Genomic DNA, 14,059 nt, shown 5'->3' with positions numbered 1-14,059 from the left:
TGCAGACCGCAGGCTAATCGTCGCGATAGACCTTCTCGCGGCGCTCGTGGCGCTCTTGCGCTTCGATCGACAAGGTTGCGATCGGGCGGGCATCCAGCCGCTTCAGCGCGATCGGTTCGCCGGTCTCCTCGCAATAGCCGTAAGTGCCTTCCTCGATGCGCTGCAAGGCCGAATCGATCTTTGCGATGAGTTTCCGCTGGCGGTCGCGCGCCCTGAGTTCGATGGCGCGGTCGGTTTCCGAAGAGGCGCGGTCGGCTAGATCGGGATGATTGGCGTTTTCCTGCTGTAGGATTTCGAGGGTTTCGCGCGCTTCGCGCAATATGTCATTCTTCCAGGTGACGAGCTTTGAGCGGAAGTAGGATTTCTGCCGCTCGTTCATGAACGGCTCGTCTTCGGAGGGTACGTAATCGGCGGTAACGGCATCGTTCATTCGACTCACCCAAACAGCCCCAAATTTGGCGCCTATATATTCGCGGTCAAACGCCTGCACAAGCGCAATCGATTACCGATTCACGCAATTGTTAATCTGCCTCGATGAGCGCGATTGAGGTGATTCGGGCTGGTCTTAGGTACCGGATCCTTCGAACTGGCGGCCGCCGGCTGATGATTCGTCATGTCCGAAAAACGACTGCCATTGTGCGCCACGCCGTTCTTGTGGCTAATCACGGCACGGTTCGGGCTGTTGGCACGGTGGAGGTTGGGTGAGCAGGCTTTATCTGTTGAGGCACGCCAAAGCCGGATGGGCGCTGCCCGGCATGCGTGATTTCGATCGCCCGCTCGATGCGTCCGGCCACGCTGATGCGGAGGCGATGGGCATCGCCATGCGGTCGCGCTCCTATGTGCCCGATCTGACGCTTTGCTCCACAGCCCGGCGCGCGAAGGAGACGCTGGAAGGCGTGGCCGGTCGGGCCGACACCGGCCGGGTTCTGTTCGTCGACGCGCTCTACAGCGAGGACGCGGCCGCGTACCTCAGCCTCATCCGGGACAATGGTGGGGTGGGTTCGATGCTGCTCGTCGGCCACAATCCGATGACGGAGGATCTCGCCATGGCGGTGTCCGGCGATGGCGAGGAAAGCGCCCGCGCCATGCTCAATCATGGTTTCCCGACCTCGGGCCTGGCGGTCGTGCGCTTCAGCGGCGATCTTGCCGGGGCCGCCCAGGGTGCCGGGTATCTCGAGGCATTCCTGACGCCGGCTGACCTCTGACGCCATTTCAAACCAGAACGGCAACGCCTATATCGGACCTGTCGCAGCCTCGAGAGACAATTTTGGCATCATCGCTGACCACTTTCACCGACGAGGCGAGAATTGCCCTCGACACGCTTTCGGGCCGCGCCAGCGGGCTTTTTTCGCCGTCGCTGCGGCTGGGCGTCACGGGCCTTTCCAGGGCGGGCAAGACGGTTTTCATCTCGGCCCTGGTCCACAATCTTATTCATGGCGGGCGCCTGCCGCTGTTCGAGGCGCAGAAATCCGGGCGCATCGCGCGCGCTTTCCTCGAAGAGCAGCCCGACGACGCGGTGCCGCGATTCCAGTACGAGGACCATATCGCCGCCTTGGTGAACGACCGCGTCTGGCCCGATTCGACACGCGCCATCTCCGAATTGCGGCTGACCATCGAATATGAATCGGCCTCCGGCTGGAACAGGATGTTTTCCTCCGGAAAACTGTCGGTCGACATCGTCGACTATCCCGGCGAATGGCTGCTCGACCTGCCGCTGCTCGGCAAGTCCTTCGCCGATTTTTCGCGCGAAGCCCTTGAAATGGCTGCGTTGCCGGTGCGCGAGGACCTGTCGCGGGCCTGGCGGGCGCTATCGGCCGAGATCGATCCGAACGCCGATGCCGAGGAGATGACGGCGCGCCGCCTGGCCGAGGATTTCGCCGCCTATCTCAAAGCCTGCAAGCTCGACGAGCGGGCGCTTTCGACCTTGCCGCCGGGCCGTTTCCTGATGCCTGGCGATCTCGAAGGCTCGCCCGCATTGACCTTCGCGCCTCTAAACAGCCTGGGCGACAAGCGCCCGCGCAGCGGCTCGCTGCATGCGATGATGGAAAGGCGCTACGAGGCCTACAAGACCCATGTCGTCAAACCCTTCTTCCGCGAACACATCACCCGGCTCGACCGCCAGATCGTGCTGATCGACGCCATGCAGGCGCTGAACGCCGGCCCCGGAGCCATGGCCGACCTGGAGCGCGCGGTGACCGAGATCCTCGCCTGTTTCCGTCCTGGACGCGGCAGCTTCCTCACCGATCTTTTCTCGCGGCGCATCGATCGTATCCTGATCGCCGCTACCAAGGCCGACCACCTGCATCACGACAGCCATGACCGCTTGCAGGCGATCGTGCGGCGGCTGGCAGACCGCGCCGTGGCGCGGGCGAATTTCACCGGCGCCGGCGTCGACGTCGTCGCCATGGCGGCGGTGCGCGCAACACGGGAAGGCACCGTCAAACAGGGCCGCGAGACATTGCCGGTCATCATCGGCACACCGCTCGCGGGCGAGACAATCAATGGCGACACCTTTGACGGGAAAGCTGAAACAGCCATATTTCCCGGTGATTTACCGGAGAAAATTGATGCTGTCTTCGAAGCTTCCGGGACAGACCACAGGCAGGACAATACCGACCCGGCGATCCGCTTCGTGCGCTTTCGCCCGCCAAAACTCGAGCGCACGGCCGAGGGCGTCATGCTGTCACTGCCGCATATCCGGCTCGACCGTGCCTTGCAGTTCCTGATCGGAGACCATCTGGCATGACCGCGCCCCGCAAGCCGGCGGCATTCCGCATCGAACCGGAGGCCACATCGCAGCAGGACGCGGCGCAGGCGCGCCGTGCCCAGGCCGGGGCGCCGGAGGCGCGCCGTGTCCAGACCGACACACAGCGCAAGCCCCGCGCGGTGAAGAGCGATGTCGCGCTGGTCATCCCGTCGGAGATCGACGTGTTCGACGAGCCGGACATCGTCGCTGCCGAACCGCCGCCGGCAGTCGCTCGCAGGAAACGTTCATTGCTTGGCTCCATCTTCTTCGGCGCGTTCGGGGTGCTGGTTTCGCTGGCCATCGGCCTGTGGACCGATCAGCTCATTCGCGATCTGTTCGCGCGCGCCGAGTGGTTGGGTTGGCTGGCCGCCGGCATGGCTGCCGTCGCCGTGCTGGCGCTGGTGGTGATCCTGATTCGCGAGTTCCTGGCGATCGCCCGGCTTGCCGAGGTCGAAAAGCTGCAGAAACGTGCGCTCGATGCGATTGCACGCGACGATCCCAAGGCGGCGCGATTGGTGGTCGACGAGCTGTCGGCCTTCGTCGCGGCCAAACCCGAAACGGCTGCGGGCAGGCGCGCGCTGGCCGATCTGCGCGACGAGATCATCGATGGCGCCAATCTGATGCGTCTGGCTGAGGCGGAGATCCTTGGCCCTCTCGACGCCAGGGCCAAGATCATGATCCTGGAAGCCGCCAAACGCGTGTCGCTGGTGACGGCCGTCAGTCCGCGTGCGCTCGTCGACGTAGCCTATGTCGTGTTCGAGGCCGGGCGCCTCATCCGGCGCCTTTCGGAACTCTATGGCGGGCGGCCGGGAACACTGGGTTTCTTTCGCCTGGCGCGCAGCGTGCTGGCGCATCTGGCGGTCACCGGTTCGATCGCCGTCGGCGACAGTTTCGTCCAGCAGATCGTCGGCCACGGCCTGGCTGCGCGCCTCTCCGCCAAGCTCGGCGAAGGCGTCGTCAACGGCATGATGACGGCGCGCATCGGCATCGCCGCGATGGAGACGGCGCGCCCCCTGCCGTTCAGTGCGGCAAAACGGCCGGGACTGGGTGATTTCCTCTCCGCGCTGACATCGTTCGCAAGCAGGAAGGAAAGCGAGAACACCCCGCCTGGCAAGTGAACGACGACCTTGGCAGTGACGAAGCATTAACCAATCTTGTTCATGGTCGCACTGGTTCCAAAACAGCCTCTTTGTTGCCGGGTGTCGTCGATGAAAAGCGTAATTCTGTCCAGCCTGTTGCCCCTGGCGGTTGCGATCACCACTGTCGCCGGCATTGCCGCACAGGCGTCCGCGGCGGAGCCGGACAAGCAGTTCTTCCGGTCCGCCGAAGGCAAGTGGGTGGGCCCGGGCGAGATCGTTGCCGGCAAATACAAGGGCACGAAGTTCAATTGCAGCTTCACCGGCTCGACGCCCGACGGCAAGATGGGCATGACGCTCGACGGCGGCTGCCGTGTGGGCATGTTCACCCAGCCGATGTCGGCCAAGATCGAGCGCAAGGGGCGCGATTACAAGGGCTCCTTCATGGGCGGCGCGGCCGGTGCCGGCCTCGATATCATCGGCGGCAATGTGGTCGATGCCCGCAAGGTGGTGTTCACCATCAACCGCAACCAGCTGCGCGGCGTCATGCAGGCACGCATCCCCGACGACAATTCGATGACGGTGACGGTTGCCGTGCGCGTCGCGGACCAGCTGGTGCCGGTGATCGGCATGAGCCTGAAGCGGGTCGACGCGATCGAAGTCGGCTCCATCGCGCCGAACTGAGCGCGTATCAACCGCCTGTAACCAAACACAAAAAGAGACGGCGGCCCATCGCCACCGCCTCCTTTTGAAGACGTCGATAGGAACGATCAGCCCTTGATCGCCGCCGTCACCTCATCATAGGCCTTGCAGGCGTCGGCCAGGGTCGTGGTGCCCTGATATTTGGTCGTCACCTCTTGCACCTTGGCCGTCAGATCGGCCGCCTTGGACGGATCCTTGGTAATCGCCTCCTGCAGCGCGGCGGCCATGTCCTGCGCCTTCTTGGTGGCGACCTCGGCCGTGCACTCAGGCACCTTGGAGCAAGCCGAGCCGGCGAGCACCGCCAGGCCGACGGCAACGAGCAAAAACTTCTTCATGTCAGTCATCTCCTCAAAAAGGGCGCGACTTGATCGCCACACCCTCCACTGGCCGAAGCCGAGCGTGCTTAACCTCCGATTGCAGCCAGACGCAACGCGGCCTCGCGCTCAACTTGTGTAACATGCCTGCAACATTGCCCGCCGCAGGATTCGGGCTGTTACATGCCCGCCGAAGCCCCTATCCTTGGGGCGCTGGCGCCTGATCCGAGGCGTCTTGACCCGATCGCACAGGCTGCGGTCCTCAAACGAGCGGAATGGCGGGAATGGCGGCAGAGGCAGCGGGCAGCGAGCTTGTTCAGGTGGTGGCGCTGCTCGCCGCGGGTGTTGTCGCCGTTCCGATCTTCAAACGTATGGGCCTGGGTTCGATTCTCGGCTATCTGGCCGCGGGCGTGGTGATCGGCCCGTTCGGCATCGGTGTGTTTTCCGAATCGGGAGCCATCCTCCACGTCGCCGAGCTCGGCGTCGTCATGTTCCTGTTCATTATCGGGCTGGAGATGCAGCCGTCGCGGCTCTGGGGCTTGCGCCGCGAGATCTTCGGCCTGGGCGCGCTTCAGGTCGGGGTCTGCGCGGTCTTGCTGACCGGTGTGGGAATAGCCGGAGGCTTTTCCATCGCGCAATCCTTCGTCGCCGGAGCCGGCTTCGTGCTGACCTCGACGGCGATCGTCATGCAGCTTCTGGAAGAGCGCGGCGAAATCGCCTCGCCCAAGGGCCAGCGCATCGTCTCCATCCTGCTGCTGGAGGATCTGGCGATCGTGCCGCTGCTGGCCCTGATCGCGTTCCTGGCGCCAGGCGGCACCGACACCAGCCTGTCGGAGCGGCTGGCCGAGGTCGGCATCGGCCTTGCCGCGATCATCGGCCTGGTGCTGGCCGGACGTTTTCTGCTCAACCCTTTCTTCCGTATCCTGGCGGATGCCCGCGCTCGCGAGGTGATGACGGCGGCCGCCCTTCTGGTCGTTCTCGGATCCGCCCTTGCCATGCAGCTCAGCGGCCTGTCGATGGCGATGGGCGCGTTCCTGGCCGGCGTGCTGCTGTCCGAATCGACCTTCCGCCACCAGCTCGAAGCCGATATCGAACCGTTTCGCGGCATCCTGCTCGGCCTGTTCTTTCTCGCCGTGGGCATGTCGCTCGACCTGCATGTGGTGGTTCAGAACTGGCGGCTGATCGCCGTCTATGTCGTTGCCTACATGGTCATGAAGGCGCTCGGCATCTACATCGTCGCCCGCATCCTGAAGTCGGGCCATCGCGAGGCGCTGGAACGCGCCGTCTTCATGGCGCAAGGCGGCGAATTCGCCTTCGTCCTCTATTCGGCCGCCGCTTCCGTCGGCATCATCGACGGCCAGGCCAACGCGACGCTGACGGCCATCGTCATCATCTCCATGGTGCTGACGCCGCTGGCGATCGTCGCGTTGCGGTATCTGACGCCGCGCGACGAGCTGTCGCTGGATGGCGTCGACGTCGCCGAAGGGCTGACCGGCAGCGTGCTGATCATCGGATTCGGCCGCTTCGGCCAGATCGCCAGCCAGCCATTGCTGCTGCGCGGCATCGACGTGTCGATCATCGACAACGATGTCGAGATGATCCAGGCGGCGGCCGATTTCGGCTTCAAGGTCTACTACGGCGACGGCACGCGGCTGGACATCCTGCACGCTGCCGGTGCCGGGCGCGCACGCGCCGTGCTCATCTGCGTCGACAAACCCGATGCCGCCGTACGCATCGCCGAGCTCGTCAAAGCCGAGTTTCCCTTGCTCACCGTGCTGGCGCGCGCCTTCGACCGAGGCACCGCGCTACAGCTCATCCGCACAGGCGTCGACTATCAGCTGCGTGAAACATTCGAATCGGCGCTGGTTTTTGGCGGTTCGACGCTGGAGGCCCTGGGCGTAGACCCGGAAGACGTCGCCGAGGTGGTCGAAGACGTCCGCCGCCGCGACACCGCCCGCTTCGAGACGCAACTCGCCGAAGGCATCCGCTCCGGACAGCGCTTCCTGAAGGGCAATATCGGCACGCCGATCCCGACGCCGCTCTCCACGCCGCGCCGCCCCGGCCAGGCGCTCAACGAGGAAACGGCCGGCGTTCTGCACAAGTCCGAGGCGGCGGATTGATAGGAGAAAAGCATGGATTTGGACAGCAGAGCCCTGTCGGTCACCACATTCTGGCGTGATGCCGGAGCGGACGCATGGTTCGAGAAAAGCGATGTTTTCGACGGCGATTTCCGCAACCGCTTTCTTGAGCTGCACTACGCGGCCGCACGGCGCGAATGCGACGGCTGGTCGGAGCATGCCGAAGGCTCGCTGGCGCTGATGATCCTGCTCGACCAGTTTCCGCGCAACTGCTTTCGCGGCACCGGCCACATGTACGCCACCGACCCGCTGGCGAAGCATTTTGCCCAAAAAGCTGTGACGGCAGGCCAGGATCTGGTGCTCGAACCGGAATTGCGGGTGTTCCTGTATCTGCCGTTCGAACATTCGGAATTGCTCGCCGACCAGGAACGGTCGGTCGAGCTCACCGCGGCCAACGCGCCGGACTACCTCAAATACGCCGAAGAACACCTCGACATCATCCGGCGCTTCGGCCGTTTTCCGCACCGCAACAAGATGCTCGGCCGCGAAACCACGCCGGAGGAAAAAACCTTTCTGGACGATGGCGGGTTCTCAGGCTGACGCTGGTCTATCCAGCCACCAGTCGCGGCCCGACGGCAGGCGTTCGATACCGGCCGCATCGACGGCGGCCAGCCGCTCCGAGACGCTTCGCCCGCTTACCGCAAGATCGGGCGCGATCTCGGCCAGCGGCGCCAGCACGAAGGCACGTTCAAGCATGCGCGGATGCGGCACTTCCAAGCCGGTTTCGTGGATGACGCGGTCGCCGAAAACCAGGATGTCGATATCGATCAGGCGCGGCCCCCAGCGCTCCTCGCGCACGCGCTTCAGCTTGCGCTCTGCATCGAGGCACAGGTCGAGCAATGCCCGCGGCGAGAGCCGTGTCGAGAGTTCCGCGGCGGCGTTCAGGAAGTCGGGCTGGTCGAGCTTGCCCCAGGGCGGCGTGCGGTAGAGCGAGGACACCGCGGCCACGCGAGTGGCGGCATCGGCGTCGAGCAGGCGCAGCGCCGCCGCCATCGAACTCGCCGGATCGCCGAGATTGCCGCCAAGGCTGAGATAGACGGTGTTACTGCGGCCAGACAACGGTCACCTCGACGTAATCGAGCACGCCGGGCACCGGCGCATTCGGCTTGCGGACCGTGATTTCGGCTTTCCTGATCTGCGGGAAGCGTTCCGTCAGGGCTTTTGCGACTTCCAGGGCCAGCGCCTCGATCAGGAAGCGCCTGTGTCCGGTGATGATCTCCTCGATCACCGTGAAGGCAACACCGTAATTGACGGTTTCCCCGATGGCATCGTCGACCAGCGCGCGCCCGGGCTCCACGGTGAGCGAGGCGTCGACATAGAAGCGCTGGCCGAGCGCCTCCTCCTCGTCCAGCACGCCGTGCCGGGCAAAGAAGGCGCAGTTCTTCAGGCGGATGACATACATGGTTCAGCGTTCCGAAGCGGCGGTTTCGCGCGCCAGCATAGCATCCGCCACGGCCAGCGCGTCCACGTTGATTGCGACATCGTGGACGCGAAACAGGTCGGCGCCCTTCAATCTCAGTATGACGCTCGTCGCCGCAGTCCCAGCCCCTCTTTCGGCGGCATCGCGGCCGGTGACGGTGCCGATGAAGCGTTTTCGCGAGGTTCCGGCCATCAGCGGAAATCCGAGGGCGTTGAGCTCGGAAAACCGCGCCATCAGGTCGAGGTTATCCTCGGCCGTCTCCTTGGCGAAGCCGAAGCCGGCATCGAGAACGATATGATCGTCGGCGATGCCGTGTCGGCGGGCGATTTCCAGTGATTTTTCGAGGAACGCGAACTGGTCGGCGATGACGTCGGGCAGTTTCCGGCGATCCCGCCCGGTATGCATGATGATGAGCCCCGCGCCGGTTTCGGCTGCGATACGCGCAATGTCCGGCTCGCGCTGCAAGCCCCAGACGTCGTTGACGATATGCGCCCCGGCCGCGACGGCAAGCCGCGCGGTCTCGGCGCGATAGGTGTCGACCGAAATCAGCACCTCGCCGGAACCCGCCAGCGCCTCGATCACCGGCAGGATGCGCGCCTGCTCCTCGCCGGCCGTGATCGCTGACGCGCCCGGCCTGGTCGATTCACCGCCGACATCGACGACCAGGGCGCCTTCGCCCAGCATGCGGCGCGCCTGGACCAGCGCGGTCTCGGCGGCATCGAACAGACCGCCGTCGGAAAAACTGTCGGGCGTGACATTGAGAATGCCGACCACCACGGCCTTGTCGCCAAGGTCGAGATGGCGTCCGTGCGCCAACTGCCATCGCCTCGCCGTCATTGCTCATCAACCATGGGGCTCATCAACCATGTGTGATCCGCACCAGATCAATTCCGTTGCGCCGGCAGTGGCCGTAAAGCAAGGTAGGGCGAGAGGCAACCTGATGAAACGAACCCTGCTTTGCGCATTGCTGCTTGCCGCCACCGCCGTTCCGGCGGGCGCGGCCAATCTCGTCAAGACATATAGCTACTTCGCCGTCGGCGGCAGGACGCTAGAAGACATCGAGGCACAGCTTTCCAAACGTGGTCCGCAGGTGAAGAGCACGGGCTCGCGGCATCCCGGCGCCACACAGATGGCCTTCACCACGCGCATCAGCTATGCTGGGCAGTCCGGCTCCTGCCGGATCGCCGATGCCGCGGTGACCGTCAAGGTCAAGGTTATCCTTCCCGAATGGCGCCGTCCACGCAAGGCCGACGCGGATGTGCGGCTGTTCTGGGACACGCTGTCGGCCGACATCAAGCGCCATGAGGAACGCCATGTCGAGATCGCCAAGAATCACGCCCGCGAACTGGAAGACGCGCTGAAAGCCGCTTACCCGCAGAAGGACTGCGATGCGGCGAAGGCCAAGGCCGCCCAGATCACCGCCGCCATTCTCGCCAGACACGACCGTGCCCAGGTGCAGTTCGATCGTGTCGAAAGCGTCAATTTCGAAAGCCGCATCCTGCGGCTCCTGCGCTATCGCGTCGAGCGCATCGGCAACGGCCGGTTGCCGCCGACATGAATGTCCTGATGCATGTCGCCTAAAGGGGCGGCGGTGCGAGCCAACCGGGCCGAAGCGTAGTGCCAGCTTCGAAAAATTTTCGGGCAACGGTCGAAATCGGCCTATACGGGACGACATATCAGGGGTTGGCAAGGGCACGACCTTTCAAACACGAGCATCACGACCGATCGCGCCGCGGATGCAACCCGGCTAGCCCAGCCGACGCATCGGACGGCGCGCGCAAGCATATGGACGAAAGACTATGGACCAGGCTGTCGACAAGCAGGCCGTGGCGGCCGCGAGCGCGCCGCTGACGGAAAGCGAAAAGAACGCCATTATCGGCGGCGTTCTCCTGTCGATGCTGCTGGCAGCACTTGACCAGACCATTGTGGCACCGGCCATGCCGACCATCGCGCGAGCGCTCGGCCACGCCGAGTACCTGCCCTGGATAGTGACCGGATATCTCCTGACCGCAACCGCCATGGCGCCGCTCTACGGCAAGATCTCCGACGTCTACGGCCGCCGGCCGACCGTCTATGGCGCGATCCTCATCTTCCTCGCCGGCTCGCTGGTCAGTGCGATGGCGCCCAACATGTTCGTGCTGGTGATCGGCCGCGCGATCCAGGGCGCCGGCGGCGGCGGGCTTTTTGCCCTGGCGCAGACCGTCATCGGCGACCTTGTGCCGCCACGCGAGCGGGCACGCTATGCGGCCTGGATCTCGGGCACATGGGCAGTCGCCAGCATCGCCGGGCCGTTGCTCGGCGGCACGTTCGCTGAACATCTCCATTGGTCGCTGATCTTCTGGATCAACATTCCGCTCGGCATCCTGGCCATGGCCATCATCAACAAGCCGCTGCGCAAGCTGCCGGTCGCGGCAAGACGGCACCGCATAGACGGGCTCGGCGCGCTGCTTCTCGTCGCCGCCACGGCCCTGCTGCTTCTGGCGTTGAACTGGGGCGGCAGCGAATACCCCTGGCTGTCGACGGAGATCCTCGGGCTGATCGCCAGTTCCCTGGTCCTGTGGGGCGCCTTTGCGCTGCGGCTGCTGCGCGCAACCGAGCCGCTGATTTCGCTCGAGGTACTGAGCAACCCGATCGTCCTTGCCGGCACGCTCTCCATGTTCCTTCTGCAGGCGGCCAATATCGGCCTGTCTGTCTACCTGCCGGTCTATCTCCAGTCGGTCATCGGCCTGTCGGCGAGCGAATCCGGCACCGCCCTCCTGGGGCTGATGCTTGGCACGGTGGCCGGCGCGACATTCAGCGGGCGCACCATTCCGCGTTTCGTCCATTACAAGCGGATCGCCATGGTCGGATTGGGCTTCGCCGTTCTATGCCTCGGCGTCCTCAGCCTGGTGGCGGGGCACGCTTCGCTGCTGGTTGTCGAGATCCTGACGACGTGCGTCGGGCTCGGCAGCGGAACCACCTTTCCGGTGGCCACGGTGTCTGTCCAGAACGCCGTCGACCCCAGGCACCTTGGCGTCGCCACCGGCGTTCTGACGTTCCTGCGCTCGCTGGGCAGCGCGCTCGGCGTTGCTATCCTCGGTGCGGTCGCCCTGGGCAACGGGCTGCCGCTGGCGGGCGAAGGCGCGCAGGCGACCGGCGCCGGTGCCGAAGCTGCCGCCTTCGGGCTGATCTTCATCGCCGCCGTGGTGATGTTGGTCATGGCGCTGCTGACGCTCAGCCTGATGCCCGAAAAACCGCTGCGCGGCCATCCCGAGGCCCCCGTGCTGGCGGACTGAAGCGATACGCGTCAGGAGGCATCCACCACACCGAGCTTCTTCTGCAGGCTGGAGGAGGAGGTCGTGTATTGGAAGACGATGCGTTCGCCCGGGCTCACGATGCGCTTGGCGGCCTGGGCCATCAGCGCGACCTCGTGAAAGCCCGACAGGATGAGCTTCAGCTTGCCGGGATACCAATTGATGTCGCCGACCGCGAAGATGCCCGGGACCGACGTCTGGAACTTCTCGGTGTCGACCGGAATCAGGTTCTCGTGAAGGTTGATCCCCCATTCCGCGATCGGTCCGAGCTTCATGGTCAGACCGAAGAAGGGCAGCATCCGCGTGCAAGGAATTTCGATGTCGCCCTCCGGCCCCTTGATCAGGGCGGACGACAGTTGGCCGGCGGCGCCGGTCAAGCCGGTCACTTGCCCGACCTGGAAATCCAGCTGCTTCATCTCCTGCATGGCGTACATCTTGTTGACGCTGTCGGGCGCGGCGCGGAACTCCGGGCGCCGGTGGACCAGGGTCACGCTTTTTGCCACCGGCTGCAAATTGAGCGTCCAGTCCAGCGCCGAATCGCCGCCGCCAACGATAACGAGGTCGTGGCCGCGAAAGTCTTCCATCCGGCGCACCGAATAGAAGACGCTCTTGCCCTCATAGGGTTCGATGCCCGGGATGGGCGGGCGTTTCGGCTGGAAGGAGCCGCCGCCGGCGGCGATCACCACCACCTTGGCCTCGAACACCTCGTTCTCGTCGGTGGTGACGCGAAAGCCGCCGTCCTCCAACCTCTCCAGGCTGGAGACCATGCGATTGTAGGTGAAATCAGGCTTGAACGGCGCGATCTGCTCGAGCAGCTTGTCGACCAGCCCTTGCGCCGAGATCGACGGCCAGCCGGGAATGTCATAGATCGGCTTTTCCGGATAGAGTTCCGCGCATTGGCCGCCGGGCCGGTCGAGGATGTCGATCAGGTGGCACTTCATGTCAAACAGGCCGAGCTCGAACACGGCGAACAGGCCGACCGGCCCTGCCCCGACAATGAGTACGTCTGTCCTGGTGATGCCGGTCATGGTGCGCGCCTCGCTGCTGGATTGGCGTGAGACTGCATGACCTCCGGCTTGCTGCCAAGCGGCAGCCGCAAAAATCAGAGCTGCGAACTCGGGTTGCAAGGGATGGACGACTGCCAGTCCGGCTGCCCCGCCACCTTTTCATGGCAGGGCAGCTTCTCACGATAGGAATTTTTTCTTGACTGGGTGCCCGCAACTATGGTAGATATTTAGCTATGGTGCTGAGTTGCGCCAGAGGCCCGCCGCACAGGCGGATTTCCATTAAGGCGCTATCAACAGCCGGCCCTAAGGAAACCCCCTGCCCGGATTCATTGCCTCGGGCAAAATCGGCGTTTAGCCTTGGCGCTCGGGCACCCGAACCACCAGTCCGTCGAGCGCGTCGCGCACCTTGATCTGGCACGATAGCCGTGAATTCGGCTGGACGTCGTAGGCGAAGTCCAGCATGTCCTCTTCCATTGCCTCCGGCTCGCCGACTTCCGCCGTCCAGGCCTCGTCGACATAGACGTGGCAGGTTGCACAGGCGCAGGCGCCGCCGCACTCCGCTTCGATACCCGGCACGGCATTGCGGATGGCGTTTTCCATGACCGTCGAGCCGTTCTCGGCATCCACGTCGAAATGTGTGCCGTCATGGGCAATGAAGGTCAGTTTGGTCATTTGTCACCTGAGGGAGTTTCCGCCGAGATAATCACTCGGGCACACAAGTCAACTGCGGCGAGAAAGCGCCGCTCGGTGACGTTTTTCCGCAAACGGGTCTAGCGGTTGATGGCGGCGATGAAATCGCGCACTTCGTCGATCAGTTTGCCGAGCCGCGTAAGCGTCTGGCTGTCTTCCGGCTGCCGTTCTATCTCGGTGGCGCAATCGGCAATGGCAAAGGCCCCGACACCACGCGCCGAACCCTTCAGGCCGTGCGCCAGGAGCAGCCGGTCCTTGATGTCCGCATCGACTATCCTGTCGCGCACCGACAGCGCCTGTTGTACAAAGAGCGCCAGCACCTCCTGTTCGAGGCCGCGGTCGCCCATCGTCTGCCGCGCAAGGTGTGCCAAATCGATCGGTCGGGACCGCCTCGTTCCCGATACATCGCCCCCGGGCATTGAGAAGGCAATGCCGCTTTCGCCACGCATGAACTCGAACTCCGCTTCTTCGGCCGCCTGAAAAACTAGGCGAATCCAATGGACAACGGGTTAATGGATGGCCGGAAAAAATGTTGCGAAAGCGGCGCCGGAATCACGCTTCCGTTAACCTTATATTTAAAGTTTTACGTATCCCGCGGAATGCATGTTTTCTTTACCCCCCTGTGTCATTACGATACGAGGGGTCCATTTTCAGCCTCCTGCGCGTGGGTGCG

16 protein-coding genes are annotated in these 14,059 nt (G+C 64.1%); 8 read left to right on the top strand and 8 right to left on the bottom strand.

Annotated elements, in window-relative coordinates:
- Positions 1-13: 13 nt before the first annotated feature.
- Complete coding sequence (gene dksA / locus FJ959_RS27505) at positions 14-430, bottom strand: RNA polymerase-binding protein DksA (protein ID WP_140498888.1); 417 nt, start codon at positions 428-430, stop codon at positions 14-16.
- Between the two features lie 271 nt (positions 431-701).
- Here dksA and FJ959_RS27500 point away from each other — a divergent pair, with 271 nt between their 5' ends.
- The 4 genes from FJ959_RS27500 to FJ959_RS27485 all read left to right on the top strand — a co-directional run bounded on the left by FJ959_RS27500 (position 702) and on the right by FJ959_RS27485 (position 4,506).
- Positions 702-1,205: a histidine phosphatase family protein gene (locus FJ959_RS27500; RefSeq protein ID WP_140557784.1), complete on the top strand. Its 504-nt coding sequence runs from the start codon at positions 702-704 to the stop codon at positions 1,203-1,205.
- Positions 1,206-1,267: 62 nt separating this feature from the next.
- Positions 1,268-2,746 (top strand): YcjX family protein, encoded by a 1,479-nt coding sequence (locus FJ959_RS27495; protein WP_140633152.1) that lies wholly within the window; start codon positions 1,268-1,270, stop codon positions 2,744-2,746.
- Positions 2,743-3,864: a TIGR01620 family protein gene (locus FJ959_RS27490; RefSeq protein WP_140633149.1), complete on the top strand. Its 1,122-nt coding sequence runs from the start codon at positions 2,743-2,745 to the stop codon at positions 3,862-3,864. Before FJ959_RS27495 ends, FJ959_RS27490 begins: the two co-directional genes overlap by 4 nt.
- 90 nt (positions 3,865-3,954) lie before the next feature.
- Positions 3,955-4,506, top strand: coding sequence for a hypothetical protein (locus tag FJ959_RS27485; protein WP_140498896.1), 552 nt, complete (start codon positions 3,955-3,957; stop codon positions 4,504-4,506).
- An 86-nt stretch (positions 4,507-4,592) separates the two neighbouring features.
- Here the strand turns inward: FJ959_RS27485 and FJ959_RS27480 are convergent, their stop codons facing one another.
- Complete coding sequence (locus tag FJ959_RS27480; protein ID WP_140633146.1) at positions 4,593-4,859, bottom strand: hypothetical protein; 267 nt, start codon at positions 4,857-4,859, stop codon at positions 4,593-4,595.
- Between the two features lie 263 nt (positions 4,860-5,122).
- Here FJ959_RS27480 and FJ959_RS27475 point away from each other — a divergent pair, with 263 nt between their 5' ends.
- Positions 5,123-6,958, top strand: a complete 1,836-nt coding sequence (locus FJ959_RS27475) for a monovalent cation:proton antiporter-2 (CPA2) family protein (RefSeq protein WP_140498900.1) — start codon at positions 5,123-5,125, stop codon at positions 6,956-6,958.
- Positions 6,959-6,970: 12 nt separating this feature from the next.
- Positions 6,971-7,516: a DUF924 family protein gene (locus FJ959_RS27470; protein ID WP_140498901.1), complete on the top strand. Its 546-nt coding sequence runs from the start codon at positions 6,971-6,973 to the stop codon at positions 7,514-7,516.
- On the opposite strand, the gene folK is transcribed toward FJ959_RS27470, so the two are convergent.
- Genes folK through folP form a run of 3 tightly spaced genes read right to left on the bottom strand, consistent with a single transcriptional unit; the run spans position 7,508 to position 9,233 of the window.
- Positions 7,508-8,035, bottom strand: coding sequence for a 2-amino-4-hydroxy-6-hydroxymethyldihydropteridine diphosphokinase (gene folK / locus FJ959_RS27465; RefSeq protein ID WP_140498903.1), 528 nt, complete (start codon positions 8,033-8,035; stop codon positions 7,508-7,510). The two genes, FJ959_RS27470 and folK, sit on opposite strands and share 9 nt — an antisense overlap.
- The gene (folB, locus tag FJ959_RS27460) at positions 8,019-8,378 is read right to left on the bottom strand and encodes a dihydroneopterin aldolase (protein WP_140498905.1); all 360 of its coding nucleotides are present in this window, start codon (positions 8,376-8,378) and stop codon (positions 8,019-8,021) included. Before folB ends, folK begins: the two co-directional genes overlap by 17 nt.
- Positions 8,379-8,381: 3 nt before the next feature.
- Complete coding sequence (gene folP, locus FJ959_RS27455) at positions 8,382-9,233, bottom strand: dihydropteroate synthase (protein WP_140633143.1); 852 nt, start codon at positions 9,231-9,233, stop codon at positions 8,382-8,384.
- A gap of 103 nt (positions 9,234-9,336) precedes the next feature.
- On the opposite strand from folP, the gene FJ959_RS27450 reads away from it, so the two are divergent.
- Together FJ959_RS27450 and FJ959_RS27445 are read left to right on the top strand one after the other, a co-directional pair.
- Positions 9,337-9,954: a DUF922 domain-containing protein gene (locus FJ959_RS27450; protein WP_181168435.1), complete on the top strand. Its 618-nt coding sequence runs from the start codon at positions 9,337-9,339 to the stop codon at positions 9,952-9,954.
- A 241-nt stretch (positions 9,955-10,195) separates the two neighbouring features.
- Positions 10,196-11,671 (top strand): MDR family MFS transporter, encoded by a 1,476-nt coding sequence (locus tag FJ959_RS27445; protein WP_140633140.1) that lies wholly within the window; start codon positions 10,196-10,198, stop codon positions 11,669-11,671.
- Positions 11,672-11,682: 11 nt separating this feature from the next.
- On the opposite strand, the gene FJ959_RS27440 is transcribed toward FJ959_RS27445, so the two are convergent.
- The 3 genes from FJ959_RS27440 to FJ959_RS27430 form a co-directional block, all read right to left on the bottom strand.
- Complete coding sequence (locus FJ959_RS27440; RefSeq protein WP_140633137.1) at positions 11,683-12,717, bottom strand: NAD(P)/FAD-dependent oxidoreductase; 1,035 nt, start codon at positions 12,715-12,717, stop codon at positions 11,683-11,685.
- Positions 12,718-13,047: 330 nt separating this feature from the next.
- Entirely contained in the window at positions 13,048-13,368 is a 321-nt protein-coding gene (locus FJ959_RS27435) for a 2Fe-2S iron-sulfur cluster-binding protein (RefSeq protein ID WP_137931040.1), read from the bottom strand.
- Between the two features lie 98 nt (positions 13,369-13,466).
- Entirely contained in the window at positions 13,467-13,835 is a 369-nt protein-coding gene (locus tag FJ959_RS27430; RefSeq protein ID WP_140498914.1) for an Hpt domain-containing protein, read from the bottom strand.
- Between the last annotated feature and the right edge of the window lie 224 nt (positions 13,836-14,059).

It is taken from the genome of Mesorhizobium sp. B2-2-4, assembly GCF_006442375.1.
Taxonomy (GTDB): Bacteria; Pseudomonadota; Alphaproteobacteria; order Rhizobiales; family Rhizobiaceae; genus Mesorhizobium.
Note: the sequence above shows the minus strand (reverse complement) of the source record. Positions and strands in the feature narration are given on the sequence as shown.

Bases quoted from the DNA above. Each gene is read 5' to 3' on its own strand.
- FJ959_RS27490 (WP_140633149.1), top strand. From the start codon at position 2,743: ATGACCGCGCCCCGCAAGCCGGCGGCATTCCGCATCGAACCGGAGGCC.
- FJ959_RS27470 (WP_140498901.1), top strand. From the start codon at position 6,971: ATGGATTTGGACAGCAGAGCCCTGTCGGTCACCACATTCTGGCGTGAT.
- folP (WP_140633143.1), bottom strand. From the start codon at position 9,233: ATGACGGCGAGGCGATGGCAGTTGGCGCACGGACGCCATCTCGACCTT.
- FJ959_RS27445 (WP_140633140.1), top strand. From the start codon at position 10,196: ATGGACCAGGCTGTCGACAAGCAGGCCGTGGCGGCCGCGAGCGCGCCG.
- folB (WP_140498905.1), bottom strand. From the start codon at position 8,378: ATGTATGTCATCCGCCTGAAGAACTGCGCCTTCTTTGCCCGGCACGGC.
- FJ959_RS27450 (WP_181168435.1), top strand. From the start codon at position 9,337: ATGAAACGAACCCTGCTTTGCGCATTGCTGCTTGCCGCCACCGCCGTT.
- FJ959_RS27435 (WP_137931040.1), bottom strand. From the start codon at position 13,368: ATGACCAAACTGACCTTCATTGCCCATGACGGCACACATTTCGACGTG.
- FJ959_RS27430 (WP_140498914.1), bottom strand. From the start codon at position 13,835: ATGCGTGGCGAAAGCGGCATTGCCTTCTCAATGCCCGGGGGCGATGTA.
- dksA (WP_140498888.1), bottom strand. From the start codon at position 430: ATGAACGATGCCGTTACCGCCGATTACGTACCCTCCGAAGACGAGCCG.
- FJ959_RS27485 (WP_140498896.1), top strand. From the start codon at position 3,955: ATGAAAAGCGTAATTCTGTCCAGCCTGTTGCCCCTGGCGGTTGCGATC.
- FJ959_RS27475 (WP_140498900.1), top strand. From the start codon at position 5,123: ATGGCGGCAGAGGCAGCGGGCAGCGAGCTTGTTCAGGTGGTGGCGCTG.
- FJ959_RS27480 (WP_140633146.1), bottom strand. From the start codon at position 4,859: ATGAAGAAGTTTTTGCTCGTTGCCGTCGGCCTGGCGGTGCTCGCCGGC.
- FJ959_RS27440 (WP_140633137.1), bottom strand. From the start codon at position 12,717: ATGACCGGCATCACCAGGACAGACGTACTCATTGTCGGGGCAGGGCCG.